This is a genomic window from Escherichia sp. E4736, assembly GCF_005781225.1.
In the GTDB taxonomy this organism is placed as follows: Bacteria; Pseudomonadota; Gammaproteobacteria; order Enterobacterales; family Enterobacteriaceae; genus Escherichia.
Genome location: NZ_VATT01000015.1, coordinates 182915 through 205362 on the forward strand (window position 1 = coordinate 182915; position 22448 = coordinate 205362).

A 22448-nucleotide genomic window follows, 5' to 3' on the forward strand; every position below is an offset into this window, starting at 1 on the left:
CGTCCCTGAAAAAGCAAAAATGGAGAAAAGGAATGAGCGAATCATTACATCTGACCCGCAACGGATCAATTCTGGAAATTACCCTAGATCGCCCAAAAGCGAATGCTATTGATGCGAAAACCAGCTTTGAAATGGGCGAAGTATTTCTAAATTTCCGTGACGATCCGCAATTACGTGTCGCCATTATTACCGGTGCCGGAGAGAAATTCTTTTCCGCAGGCTGGGATTTAAAAGCAGCAGCAGAAGGCGAAGCACCGGATGCTGACTTTGGTCCGGGTGGTTTTGCGGGCTTAACCGAAATTTTCAATCTGGATAAACCGGTCATCGCAGCCGTGAACGGATACGCCTTTGGCGGCGGTTTCGAACTGGCGCTGGCGGCAGATTTTATTGTTTGTGCCGATAACGCCAGCTTCGCCCTGCCGGAAGCCAAACTGGGCATCGTTCCTGACAGCGGCGGTGTGCTGCGTCTGCCGAAGATCCTGCCGCCTGCCATCGTCAATGAAATGGTGATGACCGGCAGAAGAATGGGCGCAGAAGAGGCGCTGCGTTGGGGGATAGTCAACCGCGTAGTTAGCCAGACGGAACTGATGGATAACGCCCGCGAACTGGCGCAGCAACTGGTTGACAGCGCCCCGCTGGCGATCGCGGCGCTGAAAGAGATCTACCGCACCACCAGCGAAATGCCAGTAGAAGAAGCGTATCGCTATATTCGCAGCGGCGTGTTGAAACACTACCCATCAGTTCTGCATTCGGAAGATGCCCTTGAAGGGCCGCTGGCGTTTGCCGAGAAGCGCGATCCGGTGTGGAAAGGACGTTAACAACCGTGAGCTATTACGCCTTTGAAGGGTTAATTCCAGTGGTTCACCCGACGGCGTTTGTCCATCCCAGCGCAGTATTGATTGGCGATGTGATTGTGGGGGCCGGAGTCTACATCGGCCCCCTCGCCTCGCTGCGTGGTGACTACGGGCGTTTGATCGTGCAAGCGGGAGCCAATATTCAGGATGGCTGCATTATGCATGGCTACTGCGACACTGACACCATCGTTGGAGAAAACGGCCATATCGGGCACGGAGCGATCCTGCATGGTTGTGTGATTGGTCGCGATGCATTGGTCGGGATGAACAGCGTGATTATGGATGGCGCGGTCATTGGCGAAGAGAGCATTGTTGCCGCCATGAGTTTTGTCAAAGCAGGCTTTAGCGGCGAGAAACGCCAGTTGTTGATGGGGACGCCAGCCCGCGCTGTACGCAGTGTGAGTGACGACGAGTTACACTGGAAGCGGTTAAATACCAAAGAATATCATGATCTTGTCGGGCGTTGTCATGCATCGTTACATGAAACGCAGCCGTTGAGGCAAATGGAGGAAAATCGCCCCCGTTTGCAGGGGACGACGGATGTGACGCCGAAACGGTAACATCGTCAGATGCGGCATAAACGCCTTATCCAACCCGGCAGGAAAGCCCCCGTAGGCAGGATAAGATGCGCCAGCATCGCATCCGGCGATAGCTGTCGGATGCGGCATAAACGCCTTATCCAACCCTGCTGGAGAGCAACCGTAGGCCGGATAAGATGCGCCAGCATCGCATCCGGCGACCAGGTCGCACGGTATCAACGAAATGACATTAACGACGCATACTCTTTGACAACATCATCTGCCACTTCTGCTCGCGGTTAAGTTCCGTGAGCGGAACGGCAGGAATACGCGGCGTCTTTCTTACGCCGACTAATTTATCCCGGCCGTTATTGCGCAGGCGCGCGTAAATTTGCTCATCGATATCGACCACTTTTACCAGTCGCTGGCACTGGCATCCCCGCCCTTCCAGCTTATTAGGGATCATCTTAACTTCGCAGCTTATTTCTGCGACTTCCGACAGAATATAAGTCAGGGTATTAACCGCCTTGCTGTGTTCAATATCGAAATGAATAGAGATCTCTCTTGCTATCACCCACCGGTTTTCAGCCATCATCCATTCGGCGATTAACAAATAGAGTGGTTTTTCAACACATCCTTCACACATACGAACTCCAGTTTCACAAATTAAAAGACTGGCTATGACTCGTTTTGCAGCAATTAAACAAGGCCATATTAAAATTGTGGATATATCGATAGTATGCAACCTAACGAAGGATTAGTGTGAGCAAAATCCTGCTTACGCCATCAAAAATATGAATTCCAACAAAGTTTTGTCTTACAGATAAAAAAACGGTCCTCTTTCGAGAACCGTATTAGTTATTCGATCAAATTGGCGAATAAAACATATCCGCCATCACACGCTATTATTTGATCTGTGCGTGCATTTCCTGCACCGAAATAACTTTTTCGGTCGCATCGGCATTCAGCGCCATCGCGGTAGCGAAACCACCGTTCAGGGTGGTGTCATAATGCACTTTATATTGCAGCGCACTGCGACGAATCACGCGGGAGTCTTCAATCGCGCGACGACCTGAGGTGGTGTTGATGATGTAGGTGTATTCGCCATTCTTGATACGGTCCTGAATGTGCGGACGACCTTCATGCACCTTGTTTACCAGACGCGGATTAATGCCCGCTTCGCCCAGCACAATCGCCGTGCCGTGGGTCGCATCCAGCTCGAAGCCCTGTTTCAGCAGTTTTGCCGCCAGGTCCACCACGCGTTCTTTGTCGCCTTCACGCACGGAGAGCAGCGCACGGCCCTGTTTCTTCATGGTGGAGTTACTGCCCAGCTGCGCTTTGGCGAACGCTTCAGCGAAGGTGCGACCCACGCCCATCACTTCCCCGGTGGAGCGCATTTCTGGCCCTAACAGCGGGTCAACGCCCGGGAATTTGTTGAACGGCAGCACCACTTCTTTCACCGAGTAGTACGGCGGGATGACTTCTTTAGTCACGCCCTGCTCAGCCAGCGATTTGCCTGCCATCACGCGCGCCGCCACTTTTGCCAGCGGTACGCCGGTGGCTTTGGAAACGAACGGGACGGTACGCGCCGCTCGCGGGTTAACTTCAATCAGGTAGACTTCGTTGTTTTTCACCGCAAACTGCACGTTCATCAGGCCGCGCACCTGCAATTCGAAGGCCAGTTTCTGCACCTGTTGGCGCATCACATCCTGAATTTCCTGACTTAAGGTGTAGGCTGGCAGAGAACATGCGGAGTCACCGGAGTGCACGCCCGCCTGCTCGATGTGCTCCATAATGCCGCCAATCAGCACCATTTCGCCATCGCAGATGGCGTCCACGTCAACTTCTACCGCGTCATCAAGGAAGTGATCCAGCAACACTGGCGCATCGTTAGACACGCTGACCGCCGTCTGGAAGTAGCGACGCAGGTCAGCTTCGTCGTAGACGATTTCCATCGCCCGACCGCCGAGAACGTAAGACGGGCGCACCACCAGCGGGTAGCCAATCTCTTTTGCCTTCTCAACCGCCATTTCAATAGCGGTAACGGTGGCGTTCGCCGGTTGTTTCAGTTTCAGACGGTCAACCGCATGCTGGAAGCGTTCACGGTCTTCCGCACGGTCGATAGCATCCGGGCTGGTACCGATAACCGGGACGCCAGCGGCTTCCAGCGCGCGCGCCAGTTTCAGCGGAGTCTGACCACCGTACTGGACGATAACGCCTTTCGGCTTCTCGATACGCACGATTTCCAGTACATCTTCCAGGGTTACCGGCTCGAAGTAGAGGCGGTCGGAAGTGTCGTAGTCGGTGGAGACGGTTTCCGGGTTACAGTTCACCATAATGGTTTCGTAACCGTCTTCACGCAGCGCCAGCGAGGCGTGTACGCAGCAGTAGTCGAATTCGATACCCTGACCGATACGGTTCGGGCCGCCGCCAAGCACCATGATTTTTTCACGGTCGGTAGACGGATTCGATTCGCACTCTTCTTCATAAGTGGAGTACATATAAGCGGTGTCGGTGGCAAATTCTGCCGCACAGGTATCCACGCGCTTATAAACCGGGTGCAGATCATACTGGTCGCGCAGCTTGCGGATTTCCGCTTCGCGAACGCCCGCCAGTTTAGCCAGACGCGCATCGGCAAAGCCTTTGCGTTTCAGCTGGCGCAGGAAGTCAGCGTTCAGGCCAGTGATGCCCACTTCTGCGACTTTCTCTTCCAGACGCACCAGCTCTTCAATCTGTACCAGGAACCAGCGGTCAATGTTGGTCAGGTTGAAGACGCCGTCCACAGACAGGCCCGCACGGAAAGCATCGGCGATGTACCAGATACGCTCTGCGCCTGCATCTTTCAGTTCGCGACGGATTTTGGTTAACGCTTCCGGGTCATCCAGGCTCACTTTCGGGTCGAAGCCAGTTGCGCCCACTTCCAGGCCGCGCAGCGCTTTTTGCAGGGACTCCTGCTGCGTGCGACCAATCGCCATCACTTCGCCAACCGATTTCATCTGAGTGGTCAGACGGTCGTTCGCACCAGCGAATTTCTCGAAGTTGAAGCGAGGAATTTTGGTAACCACGTAGTCGATAGACGGCTCGAAGGACGCCGGAGTACGCCCGCCAGTGATGTCGTTCATCAGTTCGTCGAGGGTGTAACCCACCGCCAGTTTCGCCGCTACTTTAGCAATCGGGAAGCCGGTCGCCTTCGACGCCAGCGCCGAAGAACGCGACACGCGCGGGTTCATTTCGATAACAATCAGGCGACCGTTTTTCGGGTTCACCGCAAACTGGACGTTGGAACCACCGGTTTCAACGCCGATTTCACGCAGCACCGCCATCGAGGCGTTACGCATGATTTGATATTCTTTGTCGGTCAGCGTTTGGGCTGGCGCGACAGTGATGGAGTCACCGGTGTGGATGCCCATTGCATCGAAGTTTTCGATAGAGCAGACGATGATGCAGTTGTCGTTTTTATCACGCACCACTTCCATCTCGTACTCTTTCCAGCCGATCAGCGACTCATCAATCAGCAGCTCTTTGGTCGGGGAGAGATCCAGACCGCGGGCGCAGATTTCTTCAAACTCTTCGCGGTTATAAGCGATACCGCCACCGCTACCGCCCATGGTAAAGGATGGGCGAATAATGCACGGGAAGCCCACGTCAGCGGCAACCGCCAGCGCTTCTTCCATCGTGTGTGCAATACCGGAACGCGCAGTTTCCAGACCGATTTTCTTCATCGCTACGTCGAAACGGCGGCGGTCTTCTGCTTTATCAATCGCATCGGCGGTAGCACCAATCATGGTGACACCGAACTCTTCCAGCACCCCCTGACGCTCCAGCTCCAGCGCGCAGTTCAACGCCGTCTGACCGCCCATCGTTGGCAGCACTGCGTCCGGGCGCTCTTTTTCAATAATCTTGCGTACCACTTCCCAGTGAATCGGCTCGATGTAGGTCGCATCAGCCATTTCCGGGTCGGTCATGATGGTCGCCGGGTTGGAGTTCACCAGAATGACGCGGTAACCTTCTTCGCGCAGGGCTTTACATGCTTGCGCGCCAGAGTAGTCAAACTCACACGCCTGACCGATAACAATCGGGCCCGCACCCAGAATCAGGATACTTTTTATATCTGTACGTTTTGGCATGACTCTTTTACTCCTGATTACTTAGCGGTTTTACGGTACTGCTCAATTAACTCGATAAAGTGGTCGAACAACGGCGCTGCGTCGTGCGGACCAGGGCTGGCTTCCGGGTGACCCTGGAAGCTGAACGCCGGTTTATCGGTGCGATGAATCCCCTGTAACGTACCGTCGAACAGGGATTTATGCGTGACACGCAGGTTTGCAGGTAATGTTGCTTCATCCACCGCAAAACCGTGGTTCTGGGCGGTGATCATCACCACGTTTTTCTCAACATCTTTCACCGGATGGTTGCCGCCGTGGTGTCCGAACTTCATCTTAATGGTCTTCGCACCGCTCGCCAGCGCCAGCAACTGATGGCCGAGGCAGATGCCGAATACCGGAATATCGGTTTCGAGGAATTTCTGGATGGCAGTAATAGCGTAATCGCACGGGGCCGGGTCGCCAGGACCGTTGGAGAGGAAGATGCCGTCTGGATTCATTTTCAGCACATCTTCCGCAGAAGTTTGCGCCGGAACGATGGTCAGGCGACAACCTCTGTCCACCAGCATCCGCAGGATGTTGCGCTTGGCACCAAAATCATAAGCCACAACATGGAACGGCAGCTCGTCTTCTTTTTTCGCTTCTGGCAGGCCGCCGGTCAGCGTCCAGCTCCCTTGTGTCCAGCTATAGGCTTCTGCGGTGGTCACTTCTTTTGCCAGATCCATGCCGTTCAGACCTGGGAACGCGCGGGCTTTTTCTAATGCCAGCGCCGCATCCGGGTTATCGCCCGCGATAATGCAGCCATTCTGTGCGCCTTTCTCGCGCAGTAAACGCGTCAGCTTACGGGTATCGATATCGGCAATCGCCACGATGTTATGGCGTTTCAGGTAAGAAGAGAGGTCTTCGGTGTTGCGGAAGTTGCTGGCAATCAGCGGCAGGTCGCGAATCACCAGACCTTGCGCATGTACCTGAGAAGATTCTTCATCGGCGTCATTAGTGCCGACATTGCCAATATGGGGATAAGTAAGAGTAACGATTTGACGAGAATAGGAAGGATCAGTGAGGATTTCTTGATAACCGGTCATTGAAGTATTGAAAACGACTTCCCCAACCGCCGAACCTGTTGCCCCTATGGCCCGACCGTGAAACTGGGTTCCGTCTTCCAGAACCAATAGCGCTGACTTAATCAAAACACCCTCCAGAGAATATTCACTCACTTTATTTGCATATTAATTCACAATGATGACGCAAATCAATGCAAATCTGCTTACCGACGAATTTCTGGCAAACGGCGGCATTCTGGAGATATGGGCGCTAAAAGTCAACTCAATCGCGGTATTTATTATATGATTTTATGCGTCATGCATATTTTTATGGCATTAAGCGACAAAAAGATCACCTAACGTAGTCAGGAAAACGCTTGCACAGCGAGAAGAATGTAAAAACAAAATTCACTCGGAAAAAAGTGGACCAGATGGTCAGAATTTACATTAAAACAACAAAAATCACAGACAAAACTTTATATTTTTAGCAATTTGTATCAACAATTAAGAAAAAACCACAAAATAAAAGGGCTAAAAATTAAAGCCCTTTACAATCAATAAATTAGATATGTTACTTTTGCATCAATAGAAATGTTTTGTGGTTATAATCTATTGAGATCCAGCACATCTCGCATATCAAAAAGACCATTTTCCTTGCCATTTAGCCACAATGCCGATCTTACCGCACCGTTAGCAAATGTCATGCGGCTGGACGCCTTATGGGTAATCTCCAGACGTTCGCCGATATCAGCAAACATGGCGGTATGTTCACCCACAATGTCACCCGCACGTACAGTGGCAAAACCAATGGTGCCAGGAACACGTTCACCAGTATGGCCTTCACGACTGTAGACCGCGCAATCTTTCAGGTCTTTATCAAGAGCGTGGGCAATCGCCTCCCCCATCGCCAGCGCAGTGCCTGACGGCGCATCGACTTTATGTCTATGATGTGCTTCGATAATTTCAATATCGGTGTAGTCACCCATTACCTGAGTGGCTTTCTCCAGCAGCTTAAGCATGACGTTAACGCCAACGCTAAAATTAGCGGCAAAGACAATCGCAATATCTGTGGCAGCGTCACGAATCGCTTGTTTGCCAGCGTCATCAAAACCCGTTGTACCAATCACCATCCCTTTGCCATGCTGGCGACAAAAAGCGAGATGGTTCAGCGTACCTTCCGGACGGGTAAAATCGATAAACACATCAAAATCATCTTTTACCGCGTCGAGGCTGCTTTGCACGGTAACGCCTGTTTTTCCGACGCCGGCCAGTTCACCAGCGTCGCTGCCCAGTAAAGAAGATCCTTCGCGCTCCAGCGCCGCGCCCAGCTGCACGCCTTCTAATGCCAGCGCCGCCTGAATCAACTGGCGGCCCATACGCCCCCCGGCTCCCGCGATGGCAACGCGGATGTTTGCATCATGCATAGCTATTCTCTTTTGTTAATTTGCATAGACCGTTTTCAGAGTAACCAGCGCATCGCTACGCCGCCAGCCAAAAACGCTGATAATTAGAAATTAATGATAAACAGGGAGGGATATCAGTGAAAGGCATGACGCAGAAAGTGATGCGTCATACCATCTGTCATTATGCCTGGTCTTGTGACTTTGACGGCAGGCAGCAAAGTATAAGCAGAATTACGCCCGTAACAGGGATCAACACGACAATAATGACCCACCACCCTGGATATCCGATATCGTGCATCCTTCTGACGGCTAGCGCCATCGCCGGTACGGCAAAAATCAACGTTAAAATAAATGACGCGGGCAGCGCAAAAAAAATGAAAACACCATAGTCATTGTTCATTGTTTCCGCAAACCACCAGCATAAAAGCGGTAGCAGACAGATAACGACACTACCGATCATAAACGACCAGAACTCAAAACGGGTGGCGACACCTTCATAATTAAAGATGTTTTTCCACCCTTCCAAATACGCTTCTCCATACGTCATAGAACACTTCCTTGTTTTCTGATTAGTTCGCCAGGGCCAGCACTTCCGCCACCCACTGCTGAAAGCCTTTCACATCCAGATCCAGTGCCACCTGCACGTTTGCAGGTTTACTCAGGCAACCGTCGATATCAACAACCGTAGTACCTGAGGTAAATTCGCCCTGCGTTTCCACTGCCACAAAACACGGCTTGAGAGTGAATAAGTCCGGGCGCACCAGCCAGGCGATGGCGCAGAGATCGTGCATACGCAGGCCGCTTTGCATACTGCCGCTACGGTAGTGACTAAACAAGGCGTGCAGCATTTTTCCGGTACGATTCAACTCCGGCAATGTAGCAAGATAATCAGGAGTTAACACCGCCTGATTGGTGACATCCAGACCGCACATGACGATTTCGATGCCGCTACGGAAGACACATGCAGCCGCTTCTGGATCGGCAGCGATATTAAACTCGGCGTTTGGTGTGCAGTTGCCGCGTCCGGCAGAACCACCCATGATCACCAGACGGCGAATATGCGGTTTGCATTCCGGGCATTGTGAAAGTAACAGCGCAATATTGGTTAACGGGCCGATGGCTACCAGAGTAACAGGCTCAGGCGCACGCAGCAGGGCATCCCGAATAGCCAGAAATGCGGGTTTGTCCAGTGGGCTTCTGTTGTGCTCGACAAAGTCGTAGCCAGCCATTCCCGATTCACCGTGCACAGATGCTGCATTACGCGGTGCGCGTACCAGCGGCACGGCAGCTCCCTGGGCAAGCGGAATCTCCGCATTCCAGAAATGCAGCAGTTGCAGGGCGTTGCGGGTAGTTTTCTCAACCGAGACATTACCTGCGACGGTGGTCATCAGTTGCAGGTCGAGCTCGGGGGCAAAAATCGCGGCGGCAATGGCGACGGCATCGTCAATGCCGGGGTCTGTATCGAGGAAAATAGGTAAACGCATGTTTTCTCCATAAAAAATGCCGGTAACAAGACCGGCATTTTCGCATAACTTAGGCTGCTAATGACTTAATCAACTTCACGAATATCGACACGCAACTCTTTCGGCACTTCGAAAACGATATTTTCTTCGCGGCCTTCCAGCGGAATGGCTTCGCCACCGCCAAGCTGCTGTAAACGTGCGACTACGTTCTGTACCAGAATATCCGGAGCCGATGCGCCAGCAGTCACACCGACGCATTTCACCTCTTTTACCCACTCTTCCTGGATATCTGTCGCATCGTCAATCAAAAACGCCCGTTTGCCCATGCGCTGGGCCAGTTCCGCCAGACGGTTGGAGTTGGAGGAATTTTTCGATCCGACCACCAGCACCACTTCTGCCTGCTCTGCCAGGGCGCGTACCGCTTCCTGACGGTTGGTGGTGGCGTAGCAGATATCATCTTTGCGCGGCCCGACAATTTTCGGGAAGCGTTTACGCAGCGCGTCGATCACATCAGACGTGTCATCCACCGACAGCGTGGTTTGGGTCATAAAGGAGAGTTTCTCTTCGTTTTTGACCGTCAGTTTCCACACATCGTCCGGCGATTCGACCAAATACATTCCCCCTTCCGGGTTACTGTACTGGCCCATCGTACCTTCCACTTCCGGATGCCCGGCGTGGCCGATGAGAATCGACTCTTCGCCACGACGGCTGGCGCGCGCGACTTCCATATGCACTTTGGTCACCAGCGGACAGGTCGCGTCAAATACCGTCAAATCGCGACTTTTCGCTTCGTTGCGGACTGCCTGGGAAACACCATGTGCGGAGAAAATCAGGATCGCGCCGTCCGGCACTTCGCTGATCTGCTCAATAAAGATAGCCCCGCGCTCGCGCAGGCTATCGACCACGTAGCGGTTATGCACCACTTCGTGACGGACATAAATCGGTGCGCCGTAAATGGCCAGCGCGTTTTCAACAATGCTGATAGCGCGGTCTACCCCGGCACAAAAACCACGTGGGTTGGCCAACAGGATCTGCATGTTACGCCTCCAGTGCCGGATCGATTTCCAGCACTTCAATATCAAAATGAACGGTCTGCCCGGCCAGTGGATGGTTGAAATCGACGGTAATGGAGTCACCGTTAATTTCGCGGATCACGCCAGGCATCTCACTGCCATCCATTGCGGTAAAAAGCATGATTGCGCCAATTTCTGGCTCGCCTGCATCCATAAACTCACGGCGGGAGAAGTACTGAATCAGGTCCGGTGACGGCACGCCAAACGCCGCATCTGGCTCCAGCGAGAAGGTGGTTTTATCGCCCACTTTCAGCCCCAGAAGGTGTTGCTCCAGACCTTCGGAAAGAGAAGCATCACCCAGGCGGAATAGCGCCGGTTTACCGTTGTTGCGGGTAGACTCGGCGGTGGTGCCATCGTCGAGTTTTAGCGTGAAGTGCACCAGGACGGCGCTATTGCTCTGTACAGATTCAGACATGCAGGTTTGCTCTTATATTTTGAGGATTTTTGCCGGATGCGCCTACGATTTCGCAGCAATCTGTAGGCCGGATAAGATGCGTTAGCATCGCATCCGGCAGGGTTTATTATTGTTTTTTCGCTTTAGAAGGCAAAAAACCTTCCAGCACAATCAGTGCCGCACCGACACAGATTGCAGTATCGGCAAGGTTGAAGGTGGCGAAGTGCCAGTCGCCGACGTAGAAGTCGATCATATCGACAACGAAGCCGTGCCACAGGCGGTCGAACAGATTGCCCAGCGCGCCGCCAATAATCAGCGCGTAAGCGATATTGTTTAGCTTCTGCGTGGCTTTTGAGCGATACATCATCACTACCAGAATCACGCTAATACCAATCGCTATACCGGCAAAGAACCAACGCTGCCAGCCGCCGCTATCGGCAAGGAAACTAAACGCCGCGCCATAGTTACGCGCATAATGCAGATTAAGCGACGGGAACAGCGGGACCGTATCCCCCAGAGCAAAGTTCTGGAGGATCAGGTATTTGCTGCCCAGATCGATAATCAGCACGACTACCACCAGCCACAGCCAGCGTAGCCCTGTTGAACAGATCGATTGACTCATCAGGCAAACTTACGTTTTTCACCGTCACCGGCGACGTTGCTGACACAGCGGCCGCAGATTTCTGCGTGTTCCGCCACCTTGCCGACATCCAGGGTGTAGTGCCAGCAGCGTGGACACTTCTCACCTTCGGCACGAGTTACAACTGCCTGAACGGTTGTATTACCAGGGTTATACTGGATATTTTCATCATTGATACCGCCAGCCTCATCAGAAATGACGAATTGAGACGTAATGAAAATGAATCTCGCCTCTTCGCCCAGACGTTTTAGCTTCGCAATAGTCCCCAGATCATCGTCAGCATATTTCAGCGTAACTTTAGCTTCCAGATTAGACTTGATGCCATTCGCCTTCTGATTTTCCAGTTCTTTGTTTACCTGATCTTTGATGTAACGAACATCGTCCCAGAAGGAATCATTAAATTCCTCATCATCTGCCAAGCCAAACAGGCCTTCGTACCACTCGCCGGTGAAGACGTATTTTTCACGCTCGCCCGGCAGGTAGCCCCACACTTCATCAGCGGTGAAGGAGAGGATAGGTGCCATCCAGCGAACCAGCGCTTCTGCGATGTGATACAGCGCAGTCTGGCAGCTACGACGCGCCACACTGTCCGCTTTGGCGGTGTACTGACGGTCTTTGATGATGTCGAGGTAGAAGGAACCCATCTCAACGGAACAGAAGCGCATCAGACGCTGTACCACTTCGTGGAAATCGTATGCTTCGTACGCCTTGAGGATGTCTTCCTGTGCCGCTTTCGCACAACCTACGGCCCAGCGATCCAGTACCACCATCTCTTCCGGTTTCACCATATCTTTTGCCGGATCAAAACCATTGAGGTTTGCCAGCAGGAAGCGTGCGGTGTTACGGATACGACGATAGCTGTCGGCAGCACGTTTCAGGATCTCGTCAGAAACGGCCATTTCACCGGTGTAGTCGGTAGATGCCACCCACAGACGCAGAATATCCGCGCCCAGTTTATTCATCACATCCTGCGGCGAAACGGTGTTGCCGATGGATTTAGACATCTTGCGACCCTGACCATCCACGGTAAAGCCGTGGGTCAGTACCTGACGATACGGCGCTTTGCCCTTCATCGCGGTAGAGATCATCAGAGAAGACATGAACCAGCCGCGGTGTTGGTCAGAACCTTCCAGATACATGTCCGCTGCGTGACCAGCAAATTCAGGACGCACGTCAACAACGGAAGAGTGGGTAGATCCGGAATCAAACCATACATCCAGCGTATCCGGCACTTTCACATACTGGTCAGCTTCGTCGCCGAGGATCTCTTTCGCATCGAGATCCCACCACGCCTGGATGCCGTCAACTTCAACGCGTTTTGCCACTTCTTCTATCAGTTCAAGGGTACGCGGATGCAGTTCTTCCGTGTCTTTATGCACGAACAGTGACATCGGTACGCCCCAGGTGCGCTGACGGGAGATACACCAGTCAGGACGGTTAGCGACCATCGACTCGATACGCGCCTGGCCCCAATCTGGGATCCACTGCACGCCTTTGATCTCTTTCAGCGACTGCGCGCGCAAACCTTCTTTGTCCATGCTGACGAACCACTGCGGTGTCGCGCGGAAGATGATCGGCGTTTTGTGACGCCAGCAGCACGGATAGCTGTGCTGCATTTTCTCAACGTGCAGCAGCGCGCCTTTTTCCTGCAGCAGCGCAACGACGATGTCGTTCGCTTTGAAGACATTCACGCCATCCAGCGTCGGGTAAGTACCCGGCAGATAAGTGCCGTCCGGGCCAACCGGGTTAGCGGTTTCCAGACCGTATTTCTGGCCAATCACATAGTCGTCCGGACCGTGGCCAGGCGCGGTGTGAACGGCACCGGTACCAGCATCCAGGGTAACGTGATCGCCGAGGATTGCCGGAACGTCGAAACCCATAAACGGATGGGTAAAGCGCAGCAGCTCAAGCTCCGCACCTTTTACCGTGCCGAGAATGGTGTAATCGGTCACGCCGATACGCTGCATTACGCTTTCAACCAGATCTTTCGCCAGAATCACGGCCTGACCGTCGATCTGCACCAGCGCATAGTCGAAATCCGGTGCAATAGAGATTGCGCGGTTTGCAGGCAGAGTCCACGGCGTAGTGGTCCAGATTACCAGCGAGATTGGGCCGTTAACGTTGCTGACGCCAAATTTTGCTTTCAGCGCATCCTGATCGACCGCCTGGAAAGCAACGTCGATGGACGGAGACGTTTTGTCGTAATACTCAACTTCCGCTTCTGCCAGTGCAGAACGGCAGTCAACGCACCAGTGCACCGGCTTCGCGCCTTTGTGCAGGTGACCGTTGCCGATGATTTTGCCCAGCGCGCGGATGATATTGGCTTCAGTTTTGAAGTCCATGGTCAGGTACGGGTGCGACCAGTCGCCCAGCACGCCCAGACGGATAAAGTCTTTGCGCTGACCGTCAACCTGGGTCGCAGCGTATTCGCGGCACTTGGCGCGGAACTCGGCAGCAGTGAATTTCTCACCCGGCTTACCGTATTCTTGCTCTACTTTCAGCTCGATCGGCAGACCGTGGCAGTCCCAGCCAGGCACATACGGCGAGTCATAACCGGAAAGTCCTTTGGACTTCACGATAATGTCTTTCAGAATCTTGTTAACCGAGTGACCAATATGAATGCTGCCATTCGCATAAGGAGGGCCATCATGCAGAATGAAGGTTTTTTTGCCTTTTTTAGCCGCACGAATGATGCCGTACAGGTCATCATCAGTCCAACGCGCCAGCATTCCCGGTTCGCGTTTGGCGAGATCGCCACGCATCGGGAACCCTGTTTCCGGCAAATTCAGGGTTGATTTATAGTCACTCATCAGATTCTCGGTTCCGTATTTCGGTTTGATTACATAACAGGCTTAAGCCGGTTTTGTTAGCCCAAAAAATTCGCGGGCGGTTAATTCATCACGCGCAATCTGCGCTTTCAGTTCGTCCAGCGACGCAAATCGCTGCTCATTGCGTATTTTTTTACGCAGCACTACTTGTATATGGCGACCGTAAAGGTCCATTGCAACATCTAACAAATGCACTTCCAACTGCTGGCGAATACCGGCAACCGTTGGGCGTGTTCCGATGTTTGCCACGCCGGGTAACGGCTTTTCGCCGAGGCCCAGCACTTCCACCGCATAAACCCCTTTCACCGGGGAAACCTGACGGCGTAGCGGTACATTCGCCGTCGGGAAACCTATCGTGCGCCCTAATTCATCACCGTGGACCACACGCCCGGAGATGGCAAACGGGTGCCCCAGTAAACTTTCTGCCAGAGCCAGATTATCGTCTGCCAGCGCCTGACGCACAGCGGTACTGCTGATACGCACGCCACCTTCGCAAAAAGTTTGCGTACTGGTAATGTCAAAGCCGTATTCCACGCCAGCTTTCTGTAATAACAAGAAATCGCCTTCACGACCAGCGCCAAAGCGGAAATCATCACCCACGGCGAGGAATTTTACCCGCAAATGCTTCACCAGTAGATCGCTGATGAAGTTTTGCGCAGTCAGCGCCGCAAAGCGCCTGTCGAAACGTACGCACAGCACGTAATCAACGCCACACTCTGCAAGGTAACGCAGTTTTTCCCGCAGCCGGGTCAGTCGTGCCGGGGCTTTATCGGTAGCAAACAGTTCCAGTGGTTGAGGTTCAAAAAGCATCACCATCACCGGTAAGTTTCGCCTGCGCCCTTCTTCCTGCAAGCCCTGCAACAGCGCGCGATGACCGCGATGCACGCCGTCGAAATTACCAATAGTCAGCACACACCCTTCTTGCGGGGCCTGGCTGAGATTATGTATGCCGCGTATCAGCTTCATGTCTGGCTCAAAACAGTGAAAATCGTCCGAGTATACCTTGTACAGCGGTCAAGGTTAACCGGCGATTGAGTACCGAAATCAGAAAGAAGTGGCTTTTCATTGCCATGGCGCAAATCACGGGCAGAAACTCACGGCCTGATGCAATTTTTATCGCGGAAAAGCTGTATTCACACCCCGCAAGCTGGTAGAATCCTGCGCCATCACTACGTAACGAGCGCCGGCACATTAACGGCGCTTATTTGCACAAATCCATTGACAAAAGAAGGCTAAAAGGGCATATTCCTCGGCCTTTGAATTGTCCATATAGAACACATTTGGGAGTTGGACCTTGGCTAATATCAAATCAGCTAAGAAGCGCGCCATTCAGTCTGAAAAGGCTCGTAAGCACAACGCAAGCCGTCGCTCTATGATGCGTACTTTCATCAAGAAAGTATACGCAGCTATCGAAGCTGGCGACAAAGCTGCTGCACTGAAAGCATTTAACGAAATGCAACCGATCGTGGACCGTCAGGCTGCTAAAGGTCTGATCCACAAAAACAAAGCTGCACGTCATAAGGCTAACCTGACTGCACAGATCAACAAACTGGCTTAATCGCCTTTTGTTGTCAGCTTTGTAAAAAAGCCCGCGCAAGCGGGTTTTTTTATGCCCATCTGCAGGCCAAAACTACAGCCTGCAGAGTACAAATGGTTATTTTGAAGCTGAAGTAAACAACGCAGAGTAATCTGTGTTGCAAATACGCTGTACCGCAGGATGTTGAATCATCCTTTCGGCGAAAATCGCGTGGTACTCTTCCATGACGTTCTCAACGCGGCCTATCTCCATAACCGAGTCATCGTTATAGAAATCATTAGCGTAAAGCGAAGGTGCAACGAAAATAGCGTTATGCGTCGCTCCAAAAGCTTTCATCAACGCCGCATCATCAAACTCCCCCAGAATTTCAACGTTTAAGCCCTGAGAGTTAAACCAGTTTAATAGCTTGCGTCCCAACATTGAGCGACGCCCCGGAATAAGTAAGCGACGCTCTTCCAGACAGGCAGGAAACGGCTTTTCTGGCAGCGGGTTAGTGCACCAGAAACTGACACCACACTCGCCAATTTTTATGGAAAACAGCCCTTCCTGCTGGGTGGAGTCTATCGGGCAGTCAGAGATGATCATATCCAGCTTATGCTGACTCAGTTGCTCCAACAGCATCTCGTGCGTCGATTCAAAACAGCGTAAATGGATCTGCTCGTCTTCCACCACTGCGGCATTCAAAACACTACTGACCAGGCGTTTGGAAAGAGCATCTGCCACGCCAACATCAAACAACAAATTGGACTCTTTGCGATAGTTCACAATGTCCAGCATTTCCTGGCTCAAGGTGAACATTTTATCGGCGTAGCGATAGACCAGTTCCCCCAGTTCGCTGGGTTCCAGACCACGTCCTTTACGCTTAAATAGTTTCCCTTGCAGGCGCTCTTCCAGCGCCCGGATCTGCCCAGTAATGGTTTGTGGTGTTAAATAAAGCGCCTCCGCTGCGCCAACCACAGAACCTTCTTTATAGACATGCCAGAAGTAATACAAGTGGTTGTAATTGATATGAGACATGCTCATTTCTCTCCCTGATAAGAATGAAAAGGGAGCCATTTATGGCTCCCCGGTACATCGTCCTGTCAAACTGATGGACGTAAACGAATGCGTAACCAGCTATATCCAATTACTGCCGAAGAGATTGAGCCAACCAGAATGCCCAATTTCGCCCAGTTAATCAGTTCTGGATCTACGCTACCAAAAGCCAGGCTGGCAATAAAGATAGACATAGTAAAACCGATACCGCACAAGATCCCAACCGCCATAATTTGCTGATAAGTGGTTCCCTCTGGCAAATGAGCCAGTTTCAAACGCAGCGCCAACCAGCAGAACAAACTAATACCCAACGGCTTGCCAATCAGCAAACCGGCGATGATCCCTAATGGCAGGATGGAGGTCAGGCCATCCAACGTCACGCCTTGCAGAGAAACGCCGGCATTGGCAAAAGCAAACAGCGGCAAAATCAGATAAGCCACCCATGGATGCAATACATGCTCCAGGCGCTTCGCCGGAGAACGGCCATGCTTCTCTTTCAATGGAATAAAGAAACCGACAATGACACCTGCCAGCGTTGCGTGGACACCTGATTTCAACACTGCGGTCCACAGCACCACGCCGACCAGAATATAAACTCCCGTACGGCGAACACCACAAATGTTCAGCACCGCGAGCACCGCAATTGCTACAGCTGCAACGCCAAGAGAGGTCATCGACAAATCATTAGTGTAAAACAAGGCAATGATTATGATGGCCCCAAGATCATCGATAATAGCCAGCGCCATCAAAAAGATCTTCAGCGCCAACGGTACACGACTTCCCAATAACGCCAGAACCCCCAGCGCAAAAGCAATGTCAGTTGCCGCCGGGATCGCCCACCCTTCACGAGTAACAGGATCGGCGTAGTTAAAGGCCAAATAGAGCAATGCCGGGACAATCATCCCGCCGATTGCGGCAATAACTGGAAATGCCGCCTGGCGCAAACTGGCCAGCGATCCTTGCATCAGCTCGCGTTTAACTTCCAGACCAACCAACAGGAAAAATACCGCCATTAACGCGTCATTTATCCATAACAGCATGTTTTTATTGATCTCAAGAGAACCAACCCGGAGCTGAACCGGCGTCTCAAGAAAGTCGTGATACCATCCACTGGTTGCGCCGCTGTTGGCCATAATCATCGCCAGAACAGCGGCAATGATGAGAATAATGCCTCCCGAGGCATCACTGCTAAAGAATCGATGCAGATGTTTCACTTTTTATTTCTCTTTCAGGTGAATAGATCGTTTTTACTATTTTACTCTGCACGAATCATCGTTAAAATCAGATTATAGTGTAGGAATAATTCGTTTTTTACGATCTATAAAGAAGATTAAGTCACCAGCAGAGGAAGTGTTTTTGGCGCTCGAAAGCGGTGGCTGATGACCTCAAGCCCTGATAATCATAGCTTAAGGTCTGGATTTCTGAGGGATTAATTCGGAAAAGTAATAATTAATTTGTTGTAAGTCGGCGTCGTTTGTTAGGACAATATTTCAAAAATAATCCAGCTTGTCGTCAATAATTGCGATAAAGAGATAAATTAAAGTTAAATAATTAAATCCTTAAAAAATTACGCCATAAAAATGCGAGGCGTCTTCAGGATTAGAATCGATAAAACAGAGTGGGTTAAAGAGAGCGGTATAATAGCGGCGGGTGCTTGAGGCTATCTGTCTCAGGCATTAGCTGGATGGCAGATAGAGAAAAGCCCCGAGTGATATTTTACCATCAACCCGAGGCCCCCTATATGCAGAACACATGTAGAGTGCCTCTTACTGACCGTAAGGTCAAGGAGAAGAGAGCAATGAAGCAGCATAAGGCGATGATTGTCGCCCTGATCGTCATCTGTATCACCGCCGTAGTGGCGGCGCTGGTAACGAGAAAAGACCTCTGTGAGGTTCACATCCGAACTGGCCAGACGGAGGTTGCTGTTTTCACGGCTTACGAATCCGAGTAAGAGCAACGGCGGGGAGTGATCCCCGCCACTTTACAGGTGCTCGCATATCTTCAACGCACCCTGGTTTTTACCCAGGCCTGCCCACGGGCAGGCTTTTGGGGAGGTTAGCGAGTCAGGTCGTCGAAAAACTTCTTCACGCCATCAAAGAAACTCTTCGAACGCGGACTGTTGTGCTCGCCGGTTGGGCCACCGAAGCTTTCCTGCAGCTCTTGCAGTAGTTGTTTCTGCTTCTCGTTCAGACCTACCGGTGTTTCGACCACTACGCGGCACAGCAAGTCACCTTGCGCACCGCCGCGGACAGACTTGACGCCTTTACCGCGCATACGGAACAGCTTACCGGTCTGGGTTTCGCCAGGCACTTTCAGTTTGACGCGACCATCGAGGGTCGGCACTTCGATTTCACCGCCCAGCGCCGCCATAGCGAAGTTGATCGGGACTTCGCAATACAGGTTGTTGCCTTCACGCTCGAAAATCGGGTGCTGTTTAACCTGAACCTGAACGTACAGATCGCCTGCCGGTGCGCCGTGTTCGCCCGCTTCACCTTCGCCCGCAAGACGGATGCGGTCTCCGGTATCCACCCCTGCCGGGATTTTAACGGACAGCGTTTTGCTGCGCTCAACACGACCATGACCATGACATTTGTTGCACGGATCTTTGATCAGCGTACCGCGGCCCTGACAGTGTGGACAGGTCTGTTGTACGGCGAAGAAGCCCTGGCGCATCTGCACCTGACCAGAACCATGACAGGTCGGACAGGTCTGCGGCTGCGTACCTGGTTTTGCACCGCTACCGTGGCAAACGTCACACTCTTCCAGAGTCGGAATGCGGATCTCTTTGGTCACGCCACGTACAGCTTCTTCGAGGGTGAGCTCCATGTTATAGCGTAAATCAGCACCACGCGCCGCACGTTGACGACCACGTCCGCCGCCAAAAATATCGCCGAAAACGTCACCAAAAATATCGCTGAAGTCTGCGCCGCCGCCAAAACCGCCGCCGCCCATGCCGCCTTGCTCAAACGCCGCATGGCCATACTGATCGTATGCCGCACGTTTTTGCGAGTCGGTCAGAACTTCATAAGCTTCCTTGATCTCTTTAAATTTCGCTTCGGCCTCTTTGTCACCCTGGTTACGGTCCGGGTGGTATTTCATGGCCAGGCGTTTGTAGGCCTTTTTGATTTCACGCTCTTCCGCTGTTTTGGAAACGCCTAAAATCTCGTAATAATCTTGCTTAGCCATCTTTTTTGATTTGCCCCTAGATGAATGCACGGGCGGAGAGGAAATTCCCCTTCGCCCGTGTCAGTATAATTACCCGTTTATAGGGCGATTATTTTTTGTCTTTGACTTCTTCAAATTCAGCGTCGACAACATCGTCATCTTTCGCGTTGTTTGCAGAAGTATCAGCACCGGCAGTCTGCTGCTGGGCATGTTGTTGCTGGGCGATTTCCATCAGTTTCTGGGAAACCTGTGCCAGCTCCTGCATTTTCGCTTCGATAGCGGCTTTGTCTTCACCTTTCAGAGCAGTTTCCAGTGCAGTCAGCGCAGACTCGATAGCAGTTTTGTCGTCAGCCGGCAGTTTGTCGCCTGCTTCTTCAACCTGCTTACGGGTGCTGTGCAGCAGATGGTCGCCCTGGTTGCGGGTCTGTACCAGCTCTTCAAACTTACGGTCTGCTTCGGCGTTCGCTTCTGCGTCGCGTACCATTTTCTGGATTTCATCTTCGTTCAGACCAGAAGAAGCCTTGATGGTGATCTTCTGCTCTTTACCGCTGTTTTTGTCTTTCGCGGAAACGTGCAGGATACCGTCAGCATCGATATCGAAGGTAACTTCGATCTGCGGCATACCGCGCGGTGCCGGGTTGATACCATCCAGGTTGAACTGACCCAGAGATTTGTTATCAGCCGCACGTTTACGTTCACCCTGCAGCACGTGGATGGTTACCGCTGACTGGTTGTCTTCAGCGGTAGAGAACACCTGGCTGTGCTTGGTCGGAATAGTGGTGTTTTTCGCGATCAGCGTCGTCATCACACCGCCCATGGTTTCGATACCCAGAGACAGCGGGGTAACGTCCAGCAGCAGTACGTCTTTTACGTCACCAGTCAGAACACCACCCTGAACAGCAGCACCGATTGCTACAGCTTCGTCCGGGTTAACGTCTTTACGCGGTTCTTTACCAAAGAATTCAGCAACTTTCTTCTGAACCATTGGCATACGAGTCTGACCACCAACGAGGATAACGTCGTCGATATCAGATACGGACAGGCCAGCGTCCTGCAGTGCAACTTTCAGCGGCTCGATGGAACGGTTTACCAGGTCTTCAACCAAGCTTTCCAGTTTCGCACGAGTCACTTTGATGTTCATGTGTTTCGGACCGGTCGCGTCTGCAGTGATGTACGGCAGGTTAACGTCGGTCTGCTGAGCGGAAGACAGCTCGATTTTCGCTTTTTCTGCCGCTTCTTTCAGACGCTGCATTGCCAGCGGGTCGTTGCGCAGGTCAATGCCCTGATCTTTCTTGAATTCTTCAACCAGGTAGTTGATCAGGCGGCTGTCAAAGTCTTCACCACCCAAGTGGGTATCACCGTTGGTAGCCAGAACTTCGAAGGTTTTTTCGCCGTCAACTTCGTCGATTTCGATAATGGAAATATCGAAAGTACCACCACCCAGGTCATAAACCGCGATAGTACGGTTACCAGTACCTTTGTCCAGACCGTAAGCCAGCGCAGCTGCGGTCGGTTCGTTGATGATACGTTTTACTTCCAGACCAGCGATACGGCCTGCGTCTTTGGTTGCCTGACGCTGAGCATCGTTAAAGTATGCCGGTACAGTGATAACAGCTTCAGTTACCGGTTCGCCCAAGTAATCTTCCGCGGTTTTCTTCATTTTTTTCAGCACTTCAGCAGAAATCTGCGGCGGTGCCATTTTCTGGCCTTTAACTTCGACCCATGCGTCGCCGTTATCAGCAGCAATAATTTTGAACGGCATGATGGAAACATCACGCTGTACTTCTTCGTCCTGGAAGCGGCGGCCAATCAGGCGTTTAATCGCAAACAGGGTGTTTTGCGGGTTCGTCACTGCCTGACGTTTAGCCGGCTGACCAACCAGAGTTTCACCATCCTGGGTATAGGCAATGATAGAAGGCGTGGTGCGATCGCCTTCGGCGTTCTCCAGCACACGAGGAGTGGTGCCATCCATAATCGCTACACAAGAGTTGGTAGTACCCAGGTCGATACCAATAATTTTACCCATCTAAACGTCTCCACTATATATTCGGTCATCATGTGGTATGAGTCTGTAATAGGGGCGAAACGTCTGGTTTCAACTGCCCAATTTCATTTTTTTGCAGACTCACTCACTGCGGCTGACTACTAAATGGGGTCGTAACCCACGTCATCAAGGGGGAGATGCAAAAATTTTTTGTGCTTTTGCGCAGAAATTTCGTGATATGCCGTAAGAAGACATGAAACAGACGGCAATTTCATTCATATAAAGAATGAATCCAACACAAGAGATTCACCAAAAAATTGTAATAAAAAGAAAAGATTACATACCTGAATCTTCTTTTCGCCAGCAGTAAACTAGTGGCTATTCATCCCCTACTGCTCCCCCGCTAAG

At 52.0% G+C, this 22448-nt stretch carries 20 protein-coding genes; 4 read left to right on the forward strand and 16 right to left on the reverse strand.

Features of this window, described 5'->3' with window-relative positions; all coding sequences use genetic code 11:
• The first annotated feature begins 32 nt into the window (after positions 1 to 32).
• Both caiD and caiE read left to right on the forward strand, forming a co-directional pair.
• Positions 33 to 818, forward strand: coding sequence for a crotonobetainyl-CoA hydratase (gene caiD, locus FEK46_RS12070; protein ID WP_130259614.1), 786 nt, complete (start codon positions 33 to 35; stop codon positions 816 to 818).
• A 5-nt stretch (positions 819 to 823) separates the two neighbouring features.
• A complete protein-coding gene (caiE, locus tag FEK46_RS12075; protein WP_131161266.1) occupies positions 824 to 1414 on the forward strand; it encodes a carnitine operon protein CaiE in 591 nt (196 codons plus the stop codon).
• A gap of 208 nt (positions 1415 to 1622) precedes the next feature.
• Here caiE and caiF read toward each other — a convergent pair whose 3' ends face one another.
• From caiF to FEK46_RS12135, 12 genes are all read right to left on the reverse strand, one after another.
• Positions 1623 to 2018 (reverse strand): carnitine metabolism transcriptional regulator CaiF, encoded by a 396-nt coding sequence (gene caiF / locus FEK46_RS12080; protein ID WP_135560094.1) that lies wholly within the window; start codon positions 2016 to 2018, stop codon positions 1623 to 1625.
• A gap of 259 nt (positions 2019 to 2277) precedes the next feature.
• Complete coding sequence (gene carB / locus FEK46_RS12085) at positions 2278 to 5499, reverse strand: carbamoyl-phosphate synthase large subunit (protein WP_130204843.1); 3222 nt, start codon at positions 5497 to 5499, stop codon at positions 2278 to 2280.
• 17 nt (positions 5500 to 5516) lie between these two features.
• On the reverse strand, positions 5517 to 6665 hold the full coding sequence (gene carA, locus FEK46_RS12090) for a glutamine-hydrolyzing carbamoyl-phosphate synthase small subunit (protein ID WP_001589662.1): 1149 nt from the start codon (positions 6663 to 6665) through the stop codon (positions 5517 to 5519).
• 455 nt (positions 6666 to 7120) lie between these two features.
• On the reverse strand, positions 7121 to 7942 hold the full coding sequence (gene dapB / locus FEK46_RS12095; RefSeq protein WP_135560095.1) for a 4-hydroxy-tetrahydrodipicolinate reductase: 822 nt from the start codon (positions 7940 to 7942) through the stop codon (positions 7121 to 7123).
• Positions 7943 to 8102: 160 nt separating this feature from the next.
• Positions 8103 to 8468: a DUF805 domain-containing protein gene (locus tag FEK46_RS12100; protein WP_130204839.1), complete on the reverse strand. Its 366-nt coding sequence runs from the start codon at positions 8466 to 8468 to the stop codon at positions 8103 to 8105.
• A 22-nt stretch (positions 8469 to 8490) separates the two neighbouring features.
• On the reverse strand, positions 8491 to 9405 hold the full coding sequence (gene rihC, locus FEK46_RS12105; protein ID WP_135560096.1) for a ribonucleoside hydrolase RihC: 915 nt from the start codon (positions 9403 to 9405) through the stop codon (positions 8491 to 8493).
• Between the two features lie 65 nt (positions 9406 to 9470).
• Positions 9471 to 10421: a 4-hydroxy-3-methylbut-2-enyl diphosphate reductase gene (gene ispH, locus FEK46_RS12110; RefSeq protein WP_130204835.1), complete on the reverse strand. Its 951-nt coding sequence runs from the start codon at positions 10419 to 10421 to the stop codon at positions 9471 to 9473.
• Position 10422: 1 nt separating this feature from the next.
• Complete coding sequence (fkpB, locus tag FEK46_RS12115) at positions 10423 to 10872, reverse strand: FKBP-type peptidyl-prolyl cis-trans isomerase (protein ID WP_000004655.1); 450 nt, start codon at positions 10870 to 10872, stop codon at positions 10423 to 10425.
• A 106-nt stretch (positions 10873 to 10978) separates the two neighbouring features.
• Positions 10979 to 11473 carry a signal peptidase II gene (lspA, locus tag FEK46_RS12120; protein WP_000083381.1) on the reverse strand — a complete coding sequence of 165 codons (495 nt, stop codon included), beginning with the start codon at positions 11471 to 11473 and terminating at the stop codon, positions 10979 to 10981.
• Positions 11473 to 14301: an isoleucine--tRNA ligase gene (ileS, locus tag FEK46_RS12125; RefSeq protein WP_135560097.1), complete on the reverse strand. Its 2829-nt coding sequence runs from the start codon at positions 14299 to 14301 to the stop codon at positions 11473 to 11475. Before ileS ends, lspA begins: the two co-directional genes overlap by 1 nt.
• 42 nt (positions 14302 to 14343) lie before the next feature.
• Complete coding sequence (gene ribF / locus FEK46_RS12130) at positions 14344 to 15285, reverse strand: bifunctional riboflavin kinase/FAD synthetase (RefSeq protein WP_130204831.1); 942 nt, start codon at positions 15283 to 15285, stop codon at positions 14344 to 14346.
• A 7-nt stretch (positions 15286 to 15292) separates the two neighbouring features.
• Positions 15293 to 15511, reverse strand: coding sequence for a DUF2575 family protein (locus FEK46_RS12135; RefSeq protein WP_064525381.1), 219 nt, complete (start codon positions 15509 to 15511; stop codon positions 15293 to 15295).
• A 102-nt stretch (positions 15512 to 15613) separates the two neighbouring features.
• On the opposite strand from FEK46_RS12135, the gene rpsT reads away from it, so the two are divergent.
• Entirely contained in the window at positions 15614 to 15877 is a 264-nt protein-coding gene (gene rpsT / locus FEK46_RS12140; protein WP_001274019.1) for a 30S ribosomal protein S20, read from the forward strand.
• Between the two features lie 96 nt (positions 15878 to 15973).
• Here the strand turns inward: rpsT and nhaR are convergent, their stop codons facing one another.
• Positions 15974 to 16879 carry a transcriptional activator NhaR gene (gene nhaR, locus FEK46_RS12145; RefSeq protein WP_130204829.1) on the reverse strand — a complete coding sequence of 302 codons (906 nt, stop codon included), beginning with the start codon at positions 16877 to 16879 and terminating at the stop codon, positions 15974 to 15976.
• Between the two features lie 59 nt (positions 16880 to 16938).
• Positions 16939 to 18105 (reverse strand): Na+/H+ antiporter NhaA, encoded by a 1167-nt coding sequence (nhaA, locus tag FEK46_RS12150; protein ID WP_130204827.1) that lies wholly within the window; start codon positions 18103 to 18105, stop codon positions 16939 to 16941.
• Positions 18106 to 18689: 584 nt separating this feature from the next.
• Here nhaA and mokC point away from each other — a divergent pair.
• The gene (mokC, locus tag FEK46_RS12155) at positions 18690 to 18842 is read left to right on the forward strand and encodes a type I toxin-antitoxin system toxin MokC (RefSeq protein WP_000809168.1); all 153 of its coding nucleotides are present in this window, start codon (positions 18690 to 18692) and stop codon (positions 18840 to 18842) included.
• 104 nt (positions 18843 to 18946) lie between these two features.
• On the opposite strand, the gene dnaJ is transcribed toward mokC, so the two are convergent.
• Positions 18947 to 20077 (reverse strand): molecular chaperone DnaJ, encoded by a 1131-nt coding sequence (gene dnaJ / locus FEK46_RS12160; protein ID WP_001118464.1) that lies wholly within the window; start codon positions 20075 to 20077, stop codon positions 18947 to 18949.
• 88 nt (positions 20078 to 20165) lie between these two features.
• Positions 20166 to 22082: a molecular chaperone DnaK gene (gene dnaK, locus FEK46_RS12165; RefSeq protein ID WP_000516137.1), complete on the reverse strand. Its 1917-nt coding sequence runs from the start codon at positions 22080 to 22082 to the stop codon at positions 20166 to 20168.
• Positions 22083 to 22448: the final 366 nt, after the last annotated feature.